This window comes from Paraburkholderia sp. Cy-641 (assembly GCF_011752945.1).
Taxonomy (GTDB): domain Bacteria; phylum Pseudomonadota; class Gammaproteobacteria; order Burkholderiales; family Burkholderiaceae; genus Paraburkholderia.
Window position 1 is genome coordinate 32645 of record NZ_VWWM01000024.1, and the last position, 17620, is coordinate 50264.

Consider the following 17620-nt stretch of genomic DNA (forward strand, 5'->3'; position numbering starts at 1 on the left):
GGCGGCCATGCTGCATGGGACCGGACGACGGACGTCGCGCGAAACTCGCCGTGCGGCGCCAGCGCTTATGGGCTCTGATGCGGGCTCAGAAGAGAGTTCAGAAGCGAGCCCAAAGCCGACCTCGAAGGATGCTTCCGCGGCACCGCAACGCAAGCCCACAACACCCGCTAATCCGCCGCCGGGCTTTGCGTGCTGGCCCGCACGACCAGTTCGAAGCCGACATCGACGATGCGCGGCTCGTCGTTGTCTTCGGGCGCTTCCACGCGCGCGATCAGTTCCTCGGCGATGCGCCGGCCGATCTCGGCCGCGCGTGGCTGAACCGTCGTGAGCGGCGGCACGCATTCCTCGCTGAACGGCAAATCGCCGAAACCGGCGACGCGCAGTTGCTGCGGAATCCGGATGCCGCGCCGTTGCGCTTCGAACAGCGCGCCGAGCGCGATCACGTCGTTGGAGCAGGCGAGCGCATCGACGTCGGGCATGCCGTCCAGCACCGCCGTCAACGCGCGCGCCCCCGCGCGCGGCGTGGCGTCGCCCGGGATGTCTTCGACGCGCACGTCGAGGCCCGCTTTCAGCATCGCCATGCGGAAACCTTCGCAGCGCTGCCGGGCGCGCACGTCGCTCGTCATGCGTGCGCCGATGAAGGCGGCACGGCGTGCGCCGATGTCGAGCATATGCTGCGCGATCGCGGCGCCTGCCTCGTAATGGGAAAACCCGACTTGCAGATCGAACGGCTGTTCGCCCAGTTCCCACATTTCCGCGACCGGCAGGCGCGCGGTGCGCAGCAGCGCGCGTGTTTCGTCGCCGTGCCGGCAGCCGGTCACGACCAGCGCGGTCGGCGACCACGACAGGAAGGTTCGCACGAGGTCCGCCTCGCGGCCGGGGTCGTATTCGGATGCGCCGAGCAGCAGCTGGTAGCCGTGCTGGTCGAATTCCTTCTGCATGCGGCCGACCGTCGCCGAAAAGAACGCGTTGCCGAGCGACGGCACCACCACGCCGATCGCGCGCGTGCGCGCGGCGGCGAGGCTGCCCGCCAGCAGATTCGGCACGTAGCCGAGCACTTCGATGGCTTTGCTGATGCGCGGCGCGATGCGCGACGAAACGGCCTCGGGATTGCGGAGAAACAGCGAAACGGAACTGGCGGAGACGCGCGCGCGAGCGGCGACGTCTTCCATCGTGACACGGTTGGTGCTGCGCCGGGTGCGCGGTGCCTTGATTGTTGTCTGTGGCATAGGCTGCAAACGGTCGAAAAAACACGCGCCGCGGTGGGCGCAAACCCCAATTGTAATTGACCCGACGGCATTCGACGCAGCGCAACGGGTTATTGAAGCCGTACTAACCCTGGTAACACTTGCAAATTTAATAGCGCTATTATTTCGCAGCGCTGCGATTTCAGTCGCACGGCCTGAACAAGGAACACGGTGCCCCCATGCCTTCATCCGATTTACGCTGCGTGCTCGATGTCCGCGCCCAACTGGGCGAATGCCCCCGTTGGGACGAGCGGGCCGGCGTGCTCTACTGGGTCGACATTCTCGAACCGGCGCTGCATCGCTTCGATCCGGCCACCGGCGTCGACACAGCGCTGGCCATGCCGGAGCACATCGGCTGCTTCGCGCTGAACGAGGCGGGCGGTTTCATCGCCGGCCTGCGCTCGGGCATCTGGACGCTCGACGAGAACGCGCGGCCGCTCGAATGCCTCGCCGCCAATCCCGAAGACGTGTGCACGAGCCGCTTCAACGATGGCCGCTGCGATGCCGCGGGCCGTTTTTTCGCCGGCACGATCGACGAGCCGAAGGCGGGCGGCAACGCGCATCTCTATCGCTACGGGAGCGGCCGGCTCGACGCGCTGAGCGCGGGGCTCCTGACGTCGAACGGTCTTGCGTTCAGCCCGGACCAGCGCTGGCTGTATCACTCCGATACGCCCAACTTCACGATTTACCGCAGCGCGTACGACGCCGCGACGGGCCAATGCGGCACGCGCGAAGTGTGGGCGCGCATCGAGCCGACCCCGGACGACCGCGGCCGCCCCGATGGCGCCGCCGTGGACGCTGAAGGCTACTACTGGAGCGCGTTCTACGAAGGCGGGCGGGTGGTGCGCTTTACGCCCGACGGCCAGGTCGATGCGGTGCATCGGCTGCCGGCGCGTTGCCCGACCATGTGCGCATTCGGCGGCGACGATCTGCGCACGCTCTACATCACGTCGGCGCGCGCGGGGCGCGGCGCCGACGAACTCGACCGCGAGCCGCTGGCAGGCGGCATCTTTGCATTGCGCACCGAGGTGCCCGGCCTGGCCGAGCCACGCTGGCGCGCATCCGCTTGAATCTTTTATTGACGGAACCCGACATGCCTGATCTGAAAGACCCTTCCCTGTTGCGCACGCAATGCCTGATCGGCGGCGCATGGCGCGCGGCGCACGACGGCCGCACGCTCGACGTCACCGACCCGGCGACGGGCGAGCTGATTGCCAGCGTGCCGTCGATGGCGGCCGCCGAAACGCGCGAGGCGATCGCCGCGGCGCAGGCGGCGCTGCCGTCGTGGCGCGCGCTGACGGCCAAAGCCCGCGCGGTGCTGCTGCACAAATGGCACGACCTGATGCTCGCCCACCAGGACGACCTCGCCTTGCTGATGACGGCCGAGCAGGGCAAGCCGCTGGCCGAGGCGAAGGGCGAGATCGCGTTTGCCGCGAGCTTCATCGAATGGTTCGCCGAGGAGGCGCGGCGGGTCGACGGCGACGTGATCGCCACGCCGTCGAACGACCGCCGGCTCGTCACGATTCGCCAGCCGGTCGGCGTTTGCGCTGCCATCACGCCGTGGAATTTCCCGGCGGCGATGATTACCCGCAAGGCGGGGCCGGCGCTCGCGGCGGGTTGCACGATGGTGCTCAAGCCCGCCTCGCAGACGCCGCTGTCGGCGCTCGCGCTGGCCGTGCTGGCCGAGCGCGCGGGCATTCCGGCCGGCGTGCTCAACGTCGTGACGGGCAACGCGCAGCGGATCGCCGAGGAACTGACGGGCAACCCGATCGTGCGCAAGCTGTCGTTCACGGGCTCGACCGACATCGGCGCGCGCCTGATGGAGCAGGGCGCGCGGCATATCCAGAAGCTGTCGCTGGAGTTGGGCGGCAACGCGCCGTTCATCGTGTTCGACGACGCCGATCTCGACGCCGCCATCGAAGGTGCGCTGATTTCGAAGTACCGCAATGCCGGGCAGACCTGCGTGTGCGCGAACCGCTTCTACGTGCAGGCCGGCATTTATGATGCCTTCGTCGACAAACTCGCGGCGCGCGTGCGCGAGCTGCGTTGCGGCGACGGCCGTGCCGCGTCGACGCAGATCGGCCCGCTGATCGACGATCGCGCGCTCGCCAAGGTGGGCGAGCTGGTCGCCGATGCCAAGGCGCACGGCGCGCAGGTGCTGTGCGGCGGCGAGCCGCTGGCATTCGACGGCGCGACCGCGCGCCACTACGCGCCGACCGTGCTGACGAACGTCACGCCCGGCATGCGTGTCGCGCGCGAGGAGATTTTCGGCCCGGTCGCGCCCGTCATGCGCTTCACCGACGAACAGGACGTAATTGCGCTCGCCAACGACACGGAGTTCGGTCTCGCCAGCTATTTCTACACGCGCGACATGGCGCGCGTGTGGCGCATCGCGGAAGCATTGGAATTCGGCATGGTGGGCATCAACACGGGGCTGATCTCGACAGCGGAAGCGCCGTTCGGCGGCGTCAAGCAGTCCGGCCTCGGACGCGAGGGTTCGAAATACGGCATCGACGAGTATCTGGAAATGAAGTACTTGTGCATGCAGGTGGCATAACGGCATGATCTCGCACGAACGTCTCGTGCAAAAATCGCAGCGCTGCGAAAAGCGGCGCGCGGGTTGCCGGCCGGAAAAGCCTCAATACAAGTCCGCCGGCGGCCTCAGAGAGAGATGAGGAGACAATGATTTTCACCATACTGAGCTTTGCGTTTTTCACCGCGCTGGTCGGCTTCGTGTCGTACCTGTTCACGCGTCGCGCGAAGGATCACGGCGCGCGCGGCTATTTCATGGCGAGCGGCGGGCTGACGGGCTGGTTCATCGCCGGCTCGATGATGCTGACCAATCTGTCGGTCGAGCAGATGGTCGGCCTGAACGGCGACGCCTACGCGAACAACCTCTCGGCAATGGCCTGGGAATGCACGGCGGCCGTCGCGACCGTGGCGCTGGCGATGTTCTTCCTGCCGCGCTACCTGCGCGGCGGCTTTTCGACGCTGCCGCAGTTTCTCGAGGAACGCTACGACGCGACCACGCGGCGCGTGGTGAGCGCGTTCTTCGTGGTCGGCTACATGCTGGTGGTGAACCCGGCCGGCCTGTATCTCGGCGCGATCACGTTCAACCAGGTGTTCGGCGTGCAGGCGCTGTTCGGCATGTCGTACGCGAGCACGATCACGATCCTGGTCTGGATGTCGGGGATCATCGGCGCGATGTATGCGGTGTTCGGCGGCTTGCGGGCGGTGGCGGTGTCCGACACGATCAACGGCATCGGCCTGCTGATCGGCGGCCTGATGGTGCCGGTGCTCGGCCTGCTCGCGCTCGGACATGGCGACTTCTTCTCCGGCGTGCACATCATCACGACCCAGGCGCCGGAGAAACTCTCGGCGATCGGCGGTCCGAAGGATTCGGTGCCGTTCGGCACGCTGTTTACCGGCATGATCTTCGCCAACCTGTTCTACTGGTGTACGAACCAGTCGATCGTGCAGCGCACGTTCGCGGCGAAGAACCTCGCCGAAGGCCAGAAGGGCGTGCTGCTGTCGGGCATGATGAAGCTGCTCGTGCCGCTCATCATGATGGTGCCGGGCATCATCGCGTTCCATCTGTATGCGGGCCATCCGCTGAGCCGTCCCGATCTCGCCTATCCGCAACTGGTGGCGGACGTGCTGCCGTGGTGGGCCAAAGGCTTCTTCGTCGCGGTGCTGTTCGGCACGGTGATGAGCCACTTCAACGCGGTCATCAACAGCACGGCGACGCTGATCGCCTTCGACTTCTATCGCGCATGGAAGCCCGATGCCAGCGACGAGAAACTGATTCGCGTCGGCAAGAGCGCGAGCGTGGCGATCGCCGTCATTTCGCTGCTGATCGCACCGCTGCTGATGTACGCGCCGGACGGCATCTACATCCTGATGCGCCGCTTCACCGGCTTCTACAATATTCCGATCATCGCGGTCGTGCTGGTGGGCTTCTTCAGCAAGCGGGTCGGCGCGTTCCCGGCGAAGATCGTGCTGCTGCTGCACGTGCTCATCTACGCGTTCGGCATCCTGCTGTTCCAGCTCGACAAGAAGTTCGGCATCAACTTCGTGCACGTGATGGGCATCCTGTTCGTGTTCGAAGTCTCGCTGATGCTGGTGCTCGGCCGGCGCCACCGCCGCGCGACGGCCTACGAGCCGCAACTGCGGCGCACCGGCGACATGACGCCGTGGCGTCACGCCAGCACCATGAGCGTGTTCCTGATGGCGATGCTCGTGACCATCTATCTCACCATGTCGCCGCTCGGCGTCGCGCGCCACGGCGGCGTCACGGTCCAGTACCAGGTCTTTATCGCGCTGACATGGGCTGTCGCGCTCGTGCTGATGGCGGTGTTCCGCCGCTGGACGCTGGCTCATGAGCGGCGCCTCGAATGGAACAGTTCGGCGAACGAATCGGGCGGACATTGACGGACCGGGATCGACCCAACGAACAGAACAGGCAAGGAAAAAACCGATGAACTGGCAGACAGAAGCGGATGGCAAGCTGGTATTGCGCGTGGCGGGCCGCACGCTGTTCGAGCACACGCCGCATGCGCCGGCCGTATTCGTGGGATGCGGCGTCGAGCGGATGGACATGTATCGCGGCAACTTCGACATCGAGGATTACGTCGAGGAGCGCGTCGCGCTGCGCGACGCGCGGCTCACGCCGCTGCCGGACGGCGGCGCGCGCATCGAGCTGGCCCGCGACGCGCAGGCGAAGCCGGAACTGACGATCGTCGCCAGCCAGTCGGCGCACGGCGTGCAGCTTGAGTTGTCGGCGCGCGACGGCATCAACCGCCTGTGGTGGCGCGTGCCCGCGCAGCACGACGAGCACGTGTGGGGCTGCGGCGAGCAGATGTCGTATTTCGATCTGCGCGGCCGCCATTTCCCGCTCTGGACCTCGGAGCCCGGCGTGGGCCGCGACAAGCACACCTATCTGACGTGGCAGGCCGACACGACCGCGAAGGCGGGCGGCGATTACTACCACACCAACTATCCGCAGCCAACCTTCGTGTCGTCGCAGAAGTACTGCCTGCACGCGGAAACGACGGCCTATGCCGATTTCGATTTCCGTCATGCCGAGCGTCACGAACTGCAATTCTGGGCGATTCCCGAGCGCTTCGAGTTCATCCTCGCCGACGATTACCCCACGCTCGTCGAGCGCGTCTCGCAACGCTTCGGCCGCCAGCCCGCGCTGCCCGCGTGGGTGATGGACGGCGCGATTCTCGGCCTGAAGAACGGCCGCGACCACGCGCAGCGGATCATGGAGCAAAGCGTGGCGGCGGGCCTGGCCGTGAGCGGCCTGTGGTGCGAGGACTGGGTCGGCATTCGTCAGACCTCGTTCGGCAAGCGGCTCTTCTGGGACTGGCGCTGGAACGAAACGCGCTACCCCGGCCACGCCGAATGGGTGAAGCAGCTTAACGCGCGTGGCGTGCGCTTTCTCGGCTACGTCAACCCGTATCTGTGCAACGACGGCACGCTGTACGCCGAGGCGAAGGCCGCCGGTTATCTGGCGACGCGCGCCGACGGCAGCGACTATCTGGTCGATTTCGGCGAGTTCGATTGCGGCGTGGTCGATTTCACGAACCCGGCCGCGGCGCGCTGGTTCGAAGAGCGGGTGATTCGCGGCGAGATGCTCGACCAGGGCCTCGACGGCTGGATGGCGGATTTCGGCGAATACCTGCCGATCGACGTGACGCTCGCCAACGGCGTCGATGCGAAGCTGATGCACAACGCGTGGCCCACGCTGTGGGCAGAGGCGAACGCGCGCGCGATCGCGGCGGCGGGCCGCACCGGCGACGCGGTGTTCTTCATGCGCGCGGGCTATACCGGCGTGCAGGCGCATTGCCCGCTGCTGTGGGCCGGCGACCAGTCGGTCGACTTCACGCGCCACGACGGCTTGCAGACCGTAATCTGCGGCGCGTTGTCGTCGGGGCTGCTCGGCAATGCCTATCACCATAGCGACATCGGCGGCTACACGAGCCTGTTCGGCAATACGCGCACGCCGGAGCTGTTCCAGCGCTGGGCGGAAATGGCGGCCTTCACGCCGATGATGCGCACGCACGAAGGCAACCGGCCCGACGAGAACTTCCAGTTCTGGCAGAACGACGCGGTGCTCGCGCACTTCGCGCGCATGACGCGCGTGTTCGTCGCGCTGAAGCCGTACGTGCGCGAACTCGTCGACGAGGCGGCGTCGCGCGGCCTGCCGCTGCAGCGTCCGCTGTTCCTGCACTACGAGCAGGATCGCGCGACCTACGCGATCCAGGACCACTACCTGTACGGCCGCGATCTGCTGGTCGCGCCGGTGCATGCGGCCGACGTCACGCAATGGCGCGTCTACCTGCCGCAAGGCGATGCGTGGACGCATCTGTGGAGCGGCACGCGCTACGAAGGCGGCCAGCATGTCGAGGTCGCCGCGCCGCTCGGCGAGCCGCCGGTCTTCGTGCGCCACGGCGCCGCGCGCGAGGCGCAATTGCTGGCGCTCGGGAAGGACGCGAAGTGAGCGCGTTTCTGCATCATCTGCTGTTCGCGGTCTGCGTAGCGACCGCGACGTTTACGCAGAGCCTGACCGGCTTCGCGTTCGGGCTCGTGCTGCTCGGCCTCGTCGCGGTGTTCCATCTCGCGCCGTTGCCGGTCGCGGCAAATGTCGTCACGATGATGATACTGGCCAATGCCGCGATGCTGGTGCGCCGCGTACCGGCCCTGCCGCGCAGCCTGCTGGTGCCGTCGTATGGCAGCAGCCTCGTCGGCGTGGCGATCGGCGCGTGCCTGCTGGCGTGGCTGTCGGACAACGCGATCGGCGCGGTGCGCTTCGCGCTCGGCGTGGCGATTCTGGCGTGCAGCGTGCTGCTGGTCGTGCAGACGAAGCCGCGCGCGCAGCTCGGCTCGACCGCCAGCTTCGTGTTTTACGGCGGTATTTCGGGCGTAATGGGCGGCGTGTTCGCGAGCGCGGGTCCGCCGATGGTGTTTCATCTGTATCGCCAGCCGCTCGATCGCATCGTCGTGCGCGATACGCTGGTGCTGCTGTTCGCGATCAACGCCGTGTTGCGGCTCATCATCGTGCTGGCCCAGCACCGTTTCGACGCGGCTTCGGTGGCGTTGAGCCTCGAGGCGCTGCCGGTCGTGCTGGTCGTCACCTGGCTCGCGCGCCGGTATCCGCCGAACTGGTCTCCGGTCGCGGTGCGGCGCGTGGTCTTCGTGCTGCTGGCGATCGCGGGCGGCAGTCTCGTCGCGCCGGCCATCACCGGCGCCGGCACGGCGGCGCACGCGAAGACGGCGGCGCTTATTTATCAATCTGGCAACCTCACGGCTTGAACATGGTGCAACGAAAACTCAAACAACTCAGCGAATTGCGCAGCCAGCGCTGGCTCGCGCCCGACGACATGCGTTCGTTCGCGCATCGTCAGCGCCTGCAGCAGATGGGGTTGCGCCGCGAGGAATTCATGTCGCGCCCGGTGATCGGCATCATCAATACGTGGAGCGATCTGTCGCCGTGCCATGCGCATCTGCGCGAGCGCGCCGAAGCCGTCAAGCGCGGCATTCTGCAGGCGGGCGGCATGCCGTTCGAACTGCCGGCGATGTCGCTCGGCGAAGTGATGGTCAAGCCGACCACGATGATCTACCGCAATTTTCTCGCGATGGAAACCGAGGAATTGCTGCGCTCGCTGCCGATCGACGGCGCGGTGCTGATGGGCGGCTGCGACAAGACCACGCCCGGCCTGATGATGGGCGCGCTGTCGGCGGACCTGCCGTGCATCTTCGTGCCGGCCGGCCCGATGCTCAGCGACCGGCATCGCGGCCAGGTGGTCGGCGCGGGCACGCACACGAAGAAGTTCTGGGACGAATACGTGGCCGGCAATATCGAGCAGCCCGAATGGATTTCGCTCGAAGCGCGCATGACGCGCGCGCCCGGCACCTGCAACACGATGGGCACGGCCAGCACGATGACCTCGATCGTCGAGGCGATGGGCTTCACGCTGCCGGGCGCGACGAGCATTCCGGCGATGGACGCCTCGCATACGCGGATGTGCTCCGCGAGCGGCGAGCGCATCGTCGGAATGGTCTGGGAAGACCTGAAGCCGAGCCGCTTCTTCACGCACGAGTCGGTCGAGAACGGCATCGTGACCTACATGGCGCTCGGCGGTTCGACGAACGCGGCGATTCACACGATCGCGATCGCCGGACGCGGCAACGTGCCGCTCACGCTCGACGACATCGAGCGCGTCGGCAAGCGCATTCCGGTGCTGGCCGACGTGTTTCCGTCCGGCCAGCGGCTCATGGAAGACTTCTATTACGCGGGCGGCATCCCGGCCTTGCTGGGCGTCGTGAAGGCGCATCTGTCGCTCGACTGCATGACCGTCACGGGCGCGACGCTCGGCGAGAACCTCGCGCGCTTCGAAGCGGGGCAGCGTCCGCAGGGCGAGGACGCGATCCGGCCGCTGACCGATCCGGTCAGCGAACGCGGTGCGCTCGGCGTGCTGCGCGGCAATCTCGCGCCGAGCGGCGCGGTCATCAAGCCGAGCTCGGCGAGCCCGCATCTGATGAAGCATCGCGGCCGCGCGCTCGTGTTCGATTCGATCGCCGAGATGAACGCGAAGATTCACGACCCCGCACTCGACGTCGACGCGGACACCGTGCTCGTGCTGCGCGGCGGCGGCCCGGTCGGCGCGCCCGGCATGCCCGAGTGGGGCAACCTGCCGATTCCGAAGAAGCTGCTCGCGGCCGGCGTGCGCGACATGGTGCGCATCTCGGATGCGCGCATGAGCGGCACCCACTACGGCACCTGCGTGCTGCACGTCGCGCCCGAAGCGGCGGCGGGTGGCCCGCTCGCGCTGATCCGCACCGGCGACACGATCGAACTCGACGTGGCAGCCGGCCGCCTCGACGTGCTGCTGACCGACGACGAACTGGCGCGTCGCCGCGCCGACTGGCACGCGCCGCCGAAGCCGCGCAAGCGCGGCTATATCCGCCTGTACGTGGAGCATGTTTCGCAAGCGGACAAGGGCTGCGACTTCGACTTTCTGACGGGCTTTGAAGAACCCGTCGAGCCACCCATTTTCTAGGACGCACATGATGAGCAACCGAAGCAAGCAGGACCCGTCGCGCAACGCGTTTCGCGACGCGCTGAAGCGCACCGCGGACAGCACGATGCGCGCGCATCCGCTCGGCACCTGGCTGATGTCCGGCGCGGCGTCGACCGCCGAGGCGCTCGGCCACGCCGGTTTCGACTGGCTGCTGATCGACATGGAGCACGCGCCGCTCGAATTCACCGACGTGCTGCATATGCTGCAAGCCGTCGAATGCGGCGGCGCGGCGTCGATCGTGCGCCTCGCGCGCAACGACGCGACCCTCGCGAAGCGGGCGCTCGACATGGGCGCGGCCACGCTGATGTTCCCGTATGTGCAGAGTCCCGAAGAGGCGCGCGCGGCCGTCGCCTCGATCAAGTTCCCGCCGCTCGGCACGCGCGGTTTCGCGGCGATGCATCGCGCGAGCCGCTATGGCACCTGGAGCGAGTTCGGCAAGCGCGCCAATGAAGCGACCGCCTGCATCGTGCAACTCGAAACACCCGAGGCCATTACGCGGCTCGAAGAGATCGCGGCCGTGCCCGGTGTCGACGCGCTGTTCGTCGGGCCCGGCGATCTGTCGGCGGCGATGGGCAAGATCGGCAATCTGGCCGATGCGGACGTGCGTGCCGCGCTGGCCGATTGCGCGCGCCGGGCGAATGCGATCGGCATGCCGATCGGCATCGTCGGACCGACGCCCGAGATGGTCAGCGAGTTCGTCGCGATGGGCTACGACTACGTGGCGATCGCGTCCGACCTCGGCATGATGATGCGCCAGGCCGGCGCTTTCATCGCCGCGCTGGACAAGGTTCAGGTCAGCGCCAACGCGGGCGGGCCGTACTAACCATGCCAGGCACTCCGGAACTGTTCGCGCTGCGTAGCGACGCATGGCAGCTGCGCATCGCGCCCTCGCTCGGCGGCGCGATCGTCGATGCGCGCTGGCATGGCCGCGATGTGCTGCGCCCGATGCCGGACGCCGAGCTTTCGGCACGCAACGTGCGCAAGAGCGCGTGCTATCCGCTCGTGCCGTTTTCGAATCGCATCGCGTTCGGCACGTTTCGTTTCGGCGATACGCAGTACACCTTGACGAATAACCTGGCCGGAATCCAGCACGCGATTCATGGCGTCGGTTTTCAGCAGCCCTGGCAGGTGACGGAGAGCGAGGCGAGCGCGCTCGATATGCGGCTCGTGCACACGCCCGACGAACACTGGCCGTTCGCATTCGACGCGCGGCAGCGCATCGAGATCGACGGCGACGTGCTGTGGCTGAGCTTGCGCATCGTCAATACCGGCGCCGAGGCCGCGCCGTGCGGCGCGGGCTGGCATCCGTTCTTTCCGCTCGACACGGAGGCGGGGCCGACCACGCTCGCGACTGAATGGGCCGCGATGCTGGTGACCGACGCCGACGATCTGCCGTGCGCGAGCGTGTCGCCGTCCGCGTTCGGCGCGCTCGACGACACCGTCGTCGACAACTGCTTTACCGGCTGGAGCGGTGCCGCGACGATCGACACGCCGCATCACCGGATCGCGATTGCAGCGGGCGACACGCTGCGCTGTGCCGTGCTGTTTCGCCCGGCCGGGCAGCCGTTTTTCGCCTTCGAGCCGGTGAGCCACGCGAACAACGCGCTGAACGGCAACGCGCCGCCGATGCATGTGCTCGCGCCCGGCGACGCGCTCGAGGCGCACATGTCGATCGCATTGCAGGCACTTCCGGCCACATTCGCCGCCTCATTCGGCAACAGGAGACAAGCATGAATTCAAACCGTCCGCTGTATCCGGCGCTCGCCAGACAGGTGACGTTCATATCGGGCGGCGCGTCGGGCATCGGCGCGGCCCTCGTCGAAGCGTTCTGGGAGCAGGGCGCGCAGGTGGCTTTCTGCGATCTCGACGAAGAAGCCGGCCACGCGCTCTGCGAGCGCCTCGGCAACGCGGCGCCGAGCGCGGCGGTCGAGCGCCTGCGACCGTGGTTCGCGCGCTGCGACGTGCGCGACATCGACGCCTATCGCGCCGTGCTCGACGTGGCGGCGCGCCAGCTCGGGACGATCCGCACGCTGGTCAACAACGCGGGCCGCGATACGCGCCATGCGCTCGACGATCTCTCGGTCGAGATGTGGCACGAGATGCTGGCCGTCAATCTGACGCACCACGTGTTCGCGACGCAGCGCGTGGCGCCCGGCATGCGCGAGGCGGGCGGCGGCTCGATCATCAACCTCGGCTCGATCTCCTGGCTGCGCGGGCGTCCCAACCTGATCGGCTACACGGCTTCGAAGGCGGCGATTTCGGGGATCACGCGCACGCTCGCACGCGAGCTCGGCGAGCACGGCATCCGCGTCAACGCGGTGCTGCCGGGCGCCGTCGTCACGCCACGGCAGACGGCGCTGTGGCGCGATCCCGCCGCCGATCAGCAGTTTCTCGATTTGCAGTGTCTGAAATATCGCGTCGTGCCCGAGCATGTCGCGGACGCTGCGTTGTTTCTCGCAAGCCCGCAGGCGATGGCGATCACGGGACAGAACCTGGTCGTCGACGCGGGACTCGCTCAGGTGTCGGTAGTCGGATAGGAGGGTAGCGGCGGTTCCCGTGCGTTCAATAGGTAAGCAGACCCGAAGTAAAAAATAAACATCTCTGGAGATCTCTGATGCTTTACACGAAAAAGCGCCTGAAAAAGGGCGCGCGGGTACGCTCGTGCCTGCGAAATGGATTAATGTTCTCAGCGCTTGCTGCGGCGGGGCATTCCACCGCGTGGGCGCAATCGACGCTGACGCTGTATGGGATCGTCGATTCGGCCTTGCAGTACGGCAAATTCAACGACAACGTGAGCCCGACGGCGATGGCCGCGAGCGGCAACCTGCAGGCCTCGCGCTTCGGCTTTCGCGGCAGCGAAGACTTGGGCGGCGGCTACCGGGCGAACTTCCAGCTCGAAACCGGCTTCAGCACGTATACGGGTGTGGCCGGCGGCTCGACGCTGTTCAATCGCGGCGCGTCGGTCGGGTTGTCGAGCACGCAGTACGGCAGCGTCGACGCGGGCTACATGTATCTGCCGATTTACTGGGTGTTTCTGGCTTCGGACGTCTCGACCTATGGTCTTTCGAACCCGGCCGCGATCATGTCGCTGGAACACTCGTCGACGCTCGGCAAGTCGGGCACGGGCGGCTTCTATCCGAACGCCGTGCGTTACCGCACGCCGAACTACTACGGGCTGTCGAGTGAAATCGGTTATTCGTTCGGCTCGCAGAACGCTTCGGGGCAGACGGCCGACGGCCGCAACGTCGGCATGAACGTGATGTACCAGCGCTTCGGCATGATGCTCGGCTACGCGGTCAATCGCTACCAGTACTACGCGAACACGACCACGCTGACGCCGTCGTCGCAACTGACGCAGGTCGTTGCCGCAACGTATGGCTATGGCGGCAACTTCATCGGCACCAACTACGTCTATTCGAAGCGCACCGATTCGACCAACTGGTTTGCGTCCGCGTTTCTCGTCAACGCGAAGATTCCGGCGGGACACGGCGACATCGAACTCGGTGTCTCGCGGCGCATCCAGAGCGCGAATGCGCGCGCGATGGCCTATGACGTGGGCTATGTGTACTTCCTGTCGAAGCGCACGCAACTGTATGGCTATGCTTCGATGATCTCGAACAATAGCCATTCGAATCAGGGGTTCGGGCTGCTGAACCCGAATTATGCGACGGTGACGCCGGGCTTCGATCCGTGGGTGGTGACGGCCGGCTTGCGCACGTCTTTCTGAGTTTCGCATGCGCTGAGCGAAGTCGCGACGACACGCGCAACGCGCATCGAATCGTTTTTTATCAAGCAAGGAGAAGGGTATGAATGCACCGCTTAGATACGGCGTGATCGGCGCCGGGATGATGGGACAGGAACACCTGCGCAATATCGCGCTGCTGCCGAACGCGGTCGTCACGGCACTGGCCGATCCGCATGCGGAATCGATTGCCGGCGCGAAGCAGGCGGCCGGGCGCGACGACGTGAAGGTGTTCGCGGACTATCGCGATCTGCTCGCGAGCGACGCTTGCGACGTGCTCGTCGTGGCGACGCCGAACGATACGCATCGGGCCGTGCTCGACGATATTTTCGCCGCACCGAAGGCTTTCCCGACGCTGGTCGAAAAGCCGCTGTGCACCTCGATGGAAGATTGCCGGCATCTGGCCGCCGCCGCGAAGGCGCATCGCGCGCCGCTGTGGGTCGGCATGGAGTACCGCTACATGCCGCCGATGACGGCGATGATCGACGAGATTCGCGCGGGCACGATCGGCGATTTGCGGATGTTCTCGATTCGCGAGCATCGTCATCCGTTCCTGACCAAGGTCGGCGACTGGAACCGCTTTTCCGAGCGCACGGGCGGCACGCTGGTCGAGAAGTGCTGCCACTTCTTCGACCTGATGCGTCTCGTCGTCGGCGACGAAGCCGTGCGCGTGTTCGCCTCGGGCGGCGCCGACGTCAACCATCGCGACGAGCGGTATGACGGCAAGACGCCCGACATCATCGACCACGCCTATGTGATCGTCGAATTTGCAAGCGGCCGGCGCGCGAGCCTCGACCTCTGCATGTTCGCGGACGGCGAGTATTGGCAGGAAGTCTTTGCGGCGGTCGGCGACCAGGGTAAGGTGGAGTGCCTCGTGCCGGGCGCAAGCAAGCACTGGCCCGGCCGCGGCGAGCAGCAGGCCGAACTGGTGGTGAGCCCGCGCGATCCGAAGGGGCCGGTGCGGCGCACGGTCGAGGTCGACGAGAAGCTGCTCAGCATCGGCGCGCACCATGGCTCGACGTATTTCGAGCATCTCGGCTTCCAGCGTGCGGTGCTCGAAGGCAAGCCGGTCGAAGTCTCGTTGCAGGACGGTTTGAAGGCCGTGATGATCGGCTTGGCGGCCGAGCAGTCCATCAAGGAAAATCGCGTGATCGAGATTCCGAAGCTGGATTGAGGCTGTGCATGGCGGCTGTGGTGAATGACGGCCGTGGATCGCGGCAGTAAATCATGGCTGTGAGTCATGGCAGTGAAGCCGCTGCCGTGAAACGAAGCCATGAAAGACCAGCCGTCATCTCGTTGACCAGGGCGCGCGGGCGCGGATGCTGCGCAGGCATCCGCGCCCGCCGTTTCGTTACCGGGTAATCAATTCAAGTGAATGGAAATAGCGATGACTCAAATTTTGCGCTGGGGCGTATTGGGCGCCGCGAAAATTGCCGATAAGCGCGTGGTGCCCGCGATCCGGAATTCGGGCAACGCCCGCGTCACCGCCGTCGCGAGCCGCGATGCCGCGCGCGCGCAAGCATTTGCGCGGCAGCATCAGATCGATCAGGTGCTCGACAGCTACGAAGCAGTGGTCGAGAGCGACGACGTCGACGCCGTTTATATTCCGCTGACGACGGCGCATCACTTCGAGTGGTGCAAGAAAGCACTGGCGGCCGGCAAGCACGTGCTCTGCGAAAAACCGATCGCGCTGCGAGCGGACGAGGTCCGCGAACTGATCGCCTTGCGCGACGCGACGGGGCTCGTGTGCGCCGAGGCATTCATGGTCGCGCATCATCCGCAATGGGCCTTCGTGCGCGACAGTCTCGCGCAGGGCCTGTTGGGAGAACTGAAGCGCGTCGAAGGATGCTTTACCTATTTCAACGACGACCCCAACGCATTTCGCAACAACCGCGAACTCGGCGGCGGCGGCGTGCGCGACATCGGCGTTTATCCGGTGGTCACGACGCGCATCGCAACGGGGCTCGAACCGACTTCGGTGCAGGCGGATGTGGTGATCGATCCGCGTTTCGGCACCGATTGCTTTACGAGCGGCACGCTGGAGTTTCCCGGCTTCTCGATGCAGTTCTACTGCGGAACCCAGCTAGCGCGCCGGCAGGAAATGGCGTTTCATGGCACTCATGGCTGGATGAGTCTCGATGCGCCGTTCAATCCGGGCGTCTATGGTCCGTCCGTGGTGCGGCATCGCGACGATCGCACCGGCGAGACCCACATCACCACGTTCGACGGCGTCGATCAGTATCAGTTGATGGTGGAAGACTTCGCGCGGACGGTATTCGGCGAGCAGGAGGACGTGGCCTTTTCGCTCGAAAGCTCGCTGAACAATCAGGTGATCGTCGACCAGATCCTCGCCTAGCGATGCGGGCTGCACACCCGGCGTGGCGCGCGAGCGCCCATGCCTTGCATGACAGGCTTGCGCCACTCGCACCATTCGCGGCAGCGGCTTGCGCTGCGCCGTCCATCCGCTGACAGGAGAAAGCGCCCCATGACTGCACCGTTGCAAATCGGCCTGATCGGCTACGGCTTCTCCGGCCAGTTCTTTCACGCGCCCGTGATCGCGCATAGCGGTGCGGCGCGACTGGCCGCGATCGCGACGAGCCAGCGCGAACGTGCCCAGGCCGACTACCCCGAGGCGGCGATCGTCGCCGGCCTTGACGCGCTGCTCGCGCTCGATGCTGTCGAATGCGTCGTGATCGCGACGCCCAACGACACGCACTTCGACCTCGCGCGCCGCACGCTCGAGTACGGCAAGCATGTACTCGTCGACAAGCCGGTCACGCTGAGCGCCGCGGAGTCGCGCACGCTCGCGGCCATCGCGAAGCAGCGCGGCCTCGTGTTCGCGCCGTTCCACAACCGCCGCTGGGACGGCGACTTCCTCACCGTGCGCGAACTGGTCGCGAGCGGCGAGCTGGGCCGCATCACACGCTACGAGTCGCATTTCGACCGCCTCGGCCTGGGCGCGCGCCAGGCTGCCGCGCGTAGCGGCGGCCTGCTCTATGGCCTCGGTCCGCATCTGATCGATCAGGCGCTCGCGCTGTTCGGCGCGCCCGAGTCGGTCGCCGCGTTCGTCCAGACGCGTCGCGAGCAGGCGGGTGCGCCCGATTTTGCTCACCTCGTGTTGCGCTACCCGAGCCACGACGCCGTGCTGCACGCCAGCGCGCTCGCCACGTATGCGCCGCGGTTCGCGATTCATGGCACGCGCGGCAGCTATCTGAAGCACGGGTTCGATGCGCAGGAAGCGCAGCTCAAGGCCGGCTTGTACCCGGGCCAGCCCGGTTTCGGCGAAGGTAACGGAGTCGGCCAGTTGCATGTGTTGCGCGACGACGGCCAGCCGGCCGATCGCGAAGTGCCCAATGCCGCCGGCAATTATGCGGATCTGTATCGCGCGCTTGCGGCGGCAGTTCGCGAAGGCAAGCCGTTCCCGGTGAGCCCGCAGGACGTTATCGACGTCATGACGCTGATCGACCTCGCGATGCAAAGCGCGAGGGAAGGCCGCACGCTGCCATTCGTGCGGCAGGCCTGAGGCGGCTCTTTCGCGGGCGCTT

At 66.4% G+C, this 17620-nt stretch carries 14 protein-coding genes; 13 read left to right on the forward strand and 1 reads right to left on the reverse strand.

Annotated elements, in window-relative coordinates; translation table 11 throughout:
- Positions 1-167 precede the first annotated feature (167 nt).
- Entirely contained in the window at positions 168-1229 is a 1062-nt protein-coding gene (locus F3J20_RS15430; RefSeq protein ID WP_167041355.1) for a LacI family DNA-binding transcriptional regulator, read from the reverse strand.
- A 197-nt stretch (positions 1230-1426) separates the two neighbouring features.
- Between F3J20_RS15430 and F3J20_RS15435 the strand changes: the two genes are divergently transcribed.
- From F3J20_RS15435 to F3J20_RS15495, 13 genes are all read left to right on the forward strand, one after another.
- Positions 1427-2317 (forward strand): SMP-30/gluconolactonase/LRE family protein, encoded by an 891-nt coding sequence (locus tag F3J20_RS15435; protein ID WP_167283802.1) that lies wholly within the window; start codon positions 1427-1429, stop codon positions 2315-2317.
- 23 nt (positions 2318-2340) lie between these two features.
- Positions 2341-3804 (forward strand): NAD-dependent succinate-semialdehyde dehydrogenase, encoded by a 1464-nt coding sequence (locus F3J20_RS15440; protein WP_167283803.1) that lies wholly within the window; start codon positions 2341-2343, stop codon positions 3802-3804.
- A gap of 125 nt (positions 3805-3929) precedes the next feature.
- Entirely contained in the window at positions 3930-5678 is a 1749-nt protein-coding gene (locus F3J20_RS15445; RefSeq protein ID WP_167283804.1) for a solute:sodium symporter family transporter, read from the forward strand.
- The gene (locus F3J20_RS15450; RefSeq protein WP_167283805.1) at positions 5626-7752 is read left to right on the forward strand and encodes an alpha-glucosidase; all 2127 of its coding nucleotides are present in this window, start codon (positions 5626-5628) and stop codon (positions 7750-7752) included. The genes F3J20_RS15445 and F3J20_RS15450 overlap by 53 nt, the downstream gene beginning before the upstream one ends.
- Positions 7749-8564: a TSUP family transporter gene (locus F3J20_RS15455; protein WP_345889889.1), complete on the forward strand. Its 816-nt coding sequence runs from the start codon at positions 7749-7751 to the stop codon at positions 8562-8564. The genes F3J20_RS15450 and F3J20_RS15455 overlap by 4 nt, the downstream gene beginning before the upstream one ends.
- A gap of 2 nt (positions 8565-8566) precedes the next feature.
- Positions 8567-10312 carry an L-arabinonate dehydratase gene (gene araD, locus F3J20_RS15460; RefSeq protein ID WP_205192793.1) on the forward strand — a complete coding sequence of 582 codons (1746 nt, stop codon included), beginning with the start codon at positions 8567-8569 and terminating at the stop codon, positions 10310-10312.
- A 7-nt stretch (positions 10313-10319) separates the two neighbouring features.
- The gene (locus F3J20_RS15465; RefSeq protein ID WP_240162812.1) at positions 10320-11156 is read left to right on the forward strand and encodes an aldolase/citrate lyase family protein; all 837 of its coding nucleotides are present in this window, start codon (positions 10320-10322) and stop codon (positions 11154-11156) included.
- 2 nt (positions 11157-11158) lie between these two features.
- Positions 11159-12067 (forward strand): aldose 1-epimerase, encoded by a 909-nt coding sequence (locus F3J20_RS15470; protein WP_167283806.1) that lies wholly within the window; start codon positions 11159-11161, stop codon positions 12065-12067.
- Entirely contained in the window at positions 12064-12870 is an 807-nt protein-coding gene (locus F3J20_RS15475; protein WP_167283807.1) for an SDR family oxidoreductase, read from the forward strand. The genes F3J20_RS15470 and F3J20_RS15475 overlap by 4 nt, the downstream gene beginning before the upstream one ends.
- Before the next feature lie 143 nt (positions 12871-13013).
- A complete protein-coding gene (locus F3J20_RS15480; RefSeq protein WP_167041379.1) occupies positions 13014-14060 on the forward strand; it encodes a porin in 1047 nt (348 codons plus the stop codon).
- Positions 14061-14139: 79 nt separating this feature from the next.
- Complete coding sequence (locus F3J20_RS15485) at positions 14140-15249, forward strand: Gfo/Idh/MocA family oxidoreductase (protein ID WP_167283808.1); 1110 nt, start codon at positions 14140-14142, stop codon at positions 15247-15249.
- A 213-nt stretch (positions 15250-15462) separates the two neighbouring features.
- On the forward strand, positions 15463-16431 hold the full coding sequence (locus F3J20_RS15490; protein WP_205192795.1) for a Gfo/Idh/MocA family oxidoreductase: 969 nt from the start codon (positions 15463-15465) through the stop codon (positions 16429-16431).
- Between the two features lie 129 nt (positions 16432-16560).
- The gene (locus F3J20_RS15495; protein ID WP_167283809.1) at positions 16561-17598 is read left to right on the forward strand and encodes a Gfo/Idh/MocA family oxidoreductase; all 1038 of its coding nucleotides are present in this window, start codon (positions 16561-16563) and stop codon (positions 17596-17598) included.
- Positions 17599-17620 lie beyond the last annotated feature (22 nt).

Bases quoted from the DNA above. Each gene is read 5' to 3' on its own strand.
- F3J20_RS15475 (WP_167283807.1), top strand. From the start codon at position 12,064: ATGAATTCAAACCGTCCGCTGTATCCGGCGCTCGCCAGACAGGTGACG.
- F3J20_RS15440 (WP_167283803.1), top strand. From the start codon at position 2,341: ATGCCTGATCTGAAAGACCCTTCCCTGTTGCGCACGCAATGCCTGATC.
- araD (WP_205192793.1), top strand. From the start codon at position 8,567: ATGGTGCAACGAAAACTCAAACAACTCAGCGAATTGCGCAGCCAGCGC.
- F3J20_RS15465 (WP_240162812.1), top strand. From the start codon at position 10,320: ATGATGAGCAACCGAAGCAAGCAGGACCCGTCGCGCAACGCGTTTCGC.
- F3J20_RS15495 (WP_167283809.1), top strand. From the start codon at position 16,561: ATGACTGCACCGTTGCAAATCGGCCTGATCGGCTACGGCTTCTCCGGC.
- F3J20_RS15450 (WP_167283805.1), top strand. From the start codon at position 5,626: ATGAGCGGCGCCTCGAATGGAACAGTTCGGCGAACGAATCGGGCGGAC.
- F3J20_RS15470 (WP_167283806.1), top strand. From the start codon at position 11,159: ATGCCAGGCACTCCGGAACTGTTCGCGCTGCGTAGCGACGCATGGCAG.
- F3J20_RS15485 (WP_167283808.1), top strand. From the start codon at position 14,140: ATGAATGCACCGCTTAGATACGGCGTGATCGGCGCCGGGATGATGGGA.
- F3J20_RS15480 (WP_167041379.1), top strand. From the start codon at position 13,014: ATGTTCTCAGCGCTTGCTGCGGCGGGGCATTCCACCGCGTGGGCGCAA.
- F3J20_RS15445 (WP_167283804.1), top strand. From the start codon at position 3,930: ATGATTTTCACCATACTGAGCTTTGCGTTTTTCACCGCGCTGGTCGGC.
- F3J20_RS15490 (WP_205192795.1), top strand. From the start codon at position 15,463: ATGACTCAAATTTTGCGCTGGGGCGTATTGGGCGCCGCGAAAATTGCC.
- F3J20_RS15435 (WP_167283802.1), top strand. From the start codon at position 1,427: ATGCCTTCATCCGATTTACGCTGCGTGCTCGATGTCCGCGCCCAACTG.
- F3J20_RS15430 (WP_167041355.1), bottom strand. From the start codon at position 1,229: ATGCCACAGACAACAATCAAGGCACCGCGCACCCGGCGCAGCACCAAC.